We start from the raw sequence: 4,124 nt of genomic DNA on the forward strand, positions 1-4,124 counted from the left end.
CCCAGCCGTTCGGGCCGGGGTTGCCCAGGGCGGAGCCGTCTGCGGCGGCGGTGATCGTCATCCCTCAACCGTAGCCGCGGCCGACGACACCCATCGTCTCGCGCGCTTTCGCATCGATCGCCGTCGCGTCATAGTGTGGGCGGATGCCTACCGATTTCGTATGGGATTCCTGGGTCGGCACCGCGGCGGCGATCGCCACCGCGCTCGTCGTCGCCGCTGCCGCTCTCGCGCTGCTCGCTCTCGTCGCCGCCCTCGTCAGCCGCCGGGTGCCGTGGGTGCGTGATCTCGAACGACGGGTGCGCAACGCGATGATCGTCACGACGGCGGTGGTCGCGATCTGGATCTCGGCCGCGGCCACCGAGCCCTCGACACAGACCTGGTGGCCGGCGGTCTCGAGGCTCTTCCTGATCGCCACGATCCTGACGGGCTCCTGGTGGCTCGCGGCGTCGGTCTCCTTCGGCTTCGAGCGCCTGATCTCTCGCGAGGAGACGCTGCTCGTCGGCCCCGAGGCCCGCCGTCGGCGCACGCAGCTGCTCGTCATCCATCGCCTGGTGCTCGTGACGATCGCCGTGCTCGCGCTCGGGACCGTGCTGTTCACCTTCCCCGAGATGCGCGCGGTGGGCACCAGCCTGCTCGCCTCTGCAGGCATCGTGAGCATCATCGCCGGCCTCGCGGCCCAGTCGATCCTCGGCAACCTGATCGCCGGCGTGCAGGTCGCGTTCACCGATGCGATCCGGGTGGGCGACGTGGTCGTCGTCGAGGGTGAGTGGGGGCGGATCGGCGAGATCAATCTCTCGTACGTGGTCGTCTACATCTGGGACGAGCGACGGCTGGTGGTGCCGTGCAACTACTTCACGACGACGCCGATCGAGACGTGGACGCGGCGCTCCGACAAGATCCTCGGTACGGTCTACCTCGACCTCGACTGGCGGGTGCCCATGGCGGATCTGCGGACCGAGTTCCAGCGCATCGTCGAGGCGTCACCCGCGTGGGACGGGCGCTCCTCGAGCGCGGTCGTGACCGACGCCCAGGGCGGCTTCGTGACCGTGCGGCTGGTCATGTCGTCGAAGGACTCGGACGACCAGTGGGCGCTGCGCTGCGAGGTTCGCGAGAAGCTGATGGAGTGGCTGCAGCGGGAGCATCCCGAGGCCCTCCCCCGCACCCGTGTCGACCTCGCCCCCGAGCACACCGCGGTCTGACGTCCCGCCTCCCACCTTTCGAATCGCTTACTTTGCAGTTTTCGGTGGCGCAGAACTGCAAAGTGAGCGATTCGAATTCCGGTGCGGGGTGTCAGTCTTCAGGCTCGCCAGACTCGGCGGGTGCCTCGGCCGCAGGCGGCGCGGGGGCGACGGGGAAGACGATCGACGTCACCGAGCCGCCGGACTCCAGGCCGATGCCGAGCGACAGAGGATCGACCGTGGGAGTGGTCGGAAGCACCTCGGCCTCCGATCGCTCGAGGGGCTCGGAGGGCAGAGCCCACTCGTTCTCCTGCTCTTCGGGACGCTGCTGGAAAAGACCCATGGGCACCATTGTGTCCCCGACGGGCGCTCGGCGGATGCTCGATCGTCACGATTCACACCGGATTGCCCGATTCGGGCGGATGCCGCGGTCAGGTCACGCGACGGAACGTGAAGTACCCCGTCACCGCGCCGTGGTTCACGACGCCGGTGCCGCTGCTCAACATGCGCGCCGAGGTCGTCGCGCCCGACTCGACGAAGGTGTAGCCGGTGTGCTCGAGGCGCCAGCCGATGCCCTCGACCTCGCCGAGGAAGTAGCCGACGCTCTCGTTGCTCGTGAACGTGTTGTCGGCCGACCCCCACGACGACGCCTCGCCGGTGAGGCGGCTGACCTCGACCTGCAGGTGCAGCAGCACATCGCCGCGGGTGTGCGCGTCGCGGGCGAGGCCGAGCAGCCGTGCCGCTTCGTCGGATGTCAGCATGATCTTCCCCTCAACGCCGACGTCGTCGCGCCGGCTGGCTCCCAGCGTAGGCGTCAGTCCGCCGATGCGGCAGCCTTCGCGGCCACGCGCACGGCGTCGACGAGCTCGCGCCAGGGGCCGTCGAGCGCCGAATCGGGCAGTTCGCGTTCGCGCTTCTCCGAGGGCGTGTGCACGCGGATCAGCCAGACGAACCGATCGGCTCCGGTCGACGCGTCGCCGTCGGCATCCCAGGGGCAGCTGTCGACCATCGTGAGCCATTCGGGAGCATCCGCCGGGTCGGGTTCGACCCGCCACTGACGACGGATGCCGGCGATGCCTCCCGTGCGCACCACCGCGATGACGACCTGTCGGTCACTCGGTGCGGGGGACTCGCTCATCTTCATAGACTCCCACGGTCGACCACGCCCGTCGAGCGGCTGTCGCTGTGGCGTCGTCGATCGCGGATGCCGCAGCGACCGTCGCATCGGCGAACTCGGTGAAGTTCGCGGTGCTCGAGAGTCCGCCGGTCAGGGCGCGGTACCAGACGGTGCCCGCGGTCTCCCAGGCGTTGCCGCCGAGGTCGATCGCGAAGAGCGCGAAGGCACGGTTGGGGATGCCGGAGTTGATGTGCACGCCGCCGTTGTCCTCTGTCGTGCGCACGAAGTCGCTCATGTGGGCGGGCTGCGGATCTTTGCCGAGCTCGTCGTCGTCGTAGGCCGTGCCCGGCTCGATCATCGATCGCAGAGCCTTGCCCTGCACGGCATCCGTGAAGATCTCGGCGCCGATGAGCCAGGTCGCATCGGCCGCGCTCTGCTCGAGCAGGTACTGCTCGGTGAGTGCGCCGAAGACGTCGGCGATCGACTCGTTCAGCGCCCCGGGCTGGCCCTGGTACTCGAGGTTCGCGGTGTACTGCACGACGCCGTGCGCGAGCTCGTGACCGATGACCGTGGTCGACCGGGTGAAGCCGACGAAGACCTCGCCGTCGCCATCGCCGAACACCATGCGCTCGCCGTCCCAGAACGCGTTGTCGTAGTCGACCCCGTAGTGCACGGTCGCATCGAGAGGAGCCCCGGCGCCGTCGAGCGAGTTGCGGCCGAACGCCGTGAGCAGCAGCTCGAACGTCGCCCCGAGACCGTCGAACGCCTGGTTCACCGCGTCGTCGGCGACGGGCTCGTCGTCTTCGCCGCGCACGACGGCGCCCGGGAGGGTCTGCGTGTCGCCCGCGTCGCTGATCGTGCGGTTGGGGGCGTCGGAGAGCTCGGCGACCAGGTCTCCGTTCTCGTCGATCGACAGGTCGAGGCGCGCGCGGAACGGCGGTCTGCCGGCCGTCAGGGTCTGTCGGGCGGCAGCGGCGGCGCCCGGATAGCGGCCTGATTCGGCCAGGCGCGCGAGCAGGTAGGAGGGGACGATTCCGTGGGGTTCGGTGTGGCTGCTCATGTTCTGACCCTACGCCGGGGGTCCGACGTTGAGGAGGGGCCCGGTGCATCGCCATGGGCGGATTTCTCCGCATCGGGCGGAGGATGGCGCGGCATCCGGCCTCCCTACAGGGTGAAGGCCGCCCCACGCGGGGGTGCCGACGCGGCGCTCGTGCGGGGCCTCGGCCCCGGGCGGCGACATCCCAGATTCCTCGCGTAAAATCGGCCCAATGACCGATGCATCCGACGCCTCTTCCGACCTCGGACCCGGCATCGACCCCGACGACCTCGCCACGACGCTGCGGGTGCTCTCGGAACTGCATCAGATCGACAACGAGCATCCCGACTTCGTCGCCGTGCGTCACGCGACCGCCGCGATGTTCAAGGCCGTCAAGCGCGTGCGCCGCAAGGAGATCCGCGATGCGATCGCCGAGGCCGACAAGGCCGTCGTCGCCCGCACCGCCACGGGCGCTCCTGACCGCATCGACGACGAGACCCGCGGCCACGACCTCGCGACCAGCGTCGTCGACGCCCCGATCGCGGGCGAGCTGCTCAAGCCCCGCAACTGCTACATCTGCAAGCAGCCGTACACGGTGGTCGACGCGTTCTATCACCAGCTCTGCCCCGACTGCGCGCGCTTCAGCCACGGCAAGCGCAACGCCCGCACCGACCTCACCGGCAAGCGCGCGCTGCTCACCGGCGGCCGCGCCAAGATCGGCATGCACATCGCGCTGCGGCTGCTGCGCGACGGCGCGCACACGACGATCACGACGCGCTTCCCGCGCGACGCC

The 4,124-nt window shown here is 69.6% G+C and carries 5 protein-coding genes and 1 pseudogene; 2 read left to right on the plus strand and 4 right to left on the minus strand.

Annotated elements, in window-relative coordinates; all coding sequences use genetic code 11:
• The first annotated feature begins 143 nt into the window (after positions 1-143).
• On the plus strand, positions 144-1,199 hold the full coding sequence (locus tag RTM68_RS17365) for a mechanosensitive ion channel family protein (RefSeq protein WP_312173366.1): 1,056 nt from the start codon (positions 144-146) through the stop codon (positions 1,197-1,199).
• Between the two features lie 91 nt (positions 1,200-1,290).
• Here the strand turns inward: RTM68_RS17365 and RTM68_RS17370 are convergent, their stop codons facing one another.
• From RTM68_RS17370 to RTM68_RS17385, 4 genes are all read right to left on the minus strand, one after another.
• Positions 1,291-1,521, minus strand: a complete 231-nt coding sequence (locus RTM68_RS17370) for a hypothetical protein (RefSeq protein ID WP_312173368.1) — start codon at positions 1,519-1,521, stop codon at positions 1,291-1,293.
• Positions 1,522-1,609: 88 nt separating this feature from the next.
• Positions 1,610-1,939, minus strand: coding sequence for a hypothetical protein (locus tag RTM68_RS17375; RefSeq protein ID WP_312173371.1), 330 nt, complete (start codon positions 1,937-1,939; stop codon positions 1,610-1,612).
• Between the two features lie 53 nt (positions 1,940-1,992).
• Positions 1,993-2,316: a protealysin inhibitor emfourin gene (locus tag RTM68_RS17380; protein WP_312173374.1), complete on the minus strand. Its 324-nt coding sequence runs from the start codon at positions 2,314-2,316 to the stop codon at positions 1,993-1,995.
• The gene (locus RTM68_RS17385; protein WP_312173376.1) at positions 2,291-3,355 is read right to left on the minus strand and encodes a M4 family metallopeptidase; all 1,065 of its coding nucleotides are present in this window, start codon (positions 3,353-3,355) and stop codon (positions 2,291-2,293) included. The genes RTM68_RS17380 and RTM68_RS17385 overlap by 26 nt, the downstream gene beginning before the upstream one ends.
• A gap of 208 nt (positions 3,356-3,563) precedes the next feature.
• On the opposite strand from RTM68_RS17385, the pseudogene RTM68_RS17390 reads away from it, so the two are divergent.
• Positions 3,564-4,124: pseudogene (locus tag RTM68_RS17390) on the plus strand (short-chain dehydrogenase); the annotation flags it as partial.

Source organism: Microbacterium sp. (assembly GCF_031988965.1).
GTDB lineage: Bacteria > Actinomycetota > Actinomycetes > Actinomycetales > Microbacteriaceae > Microbacterium.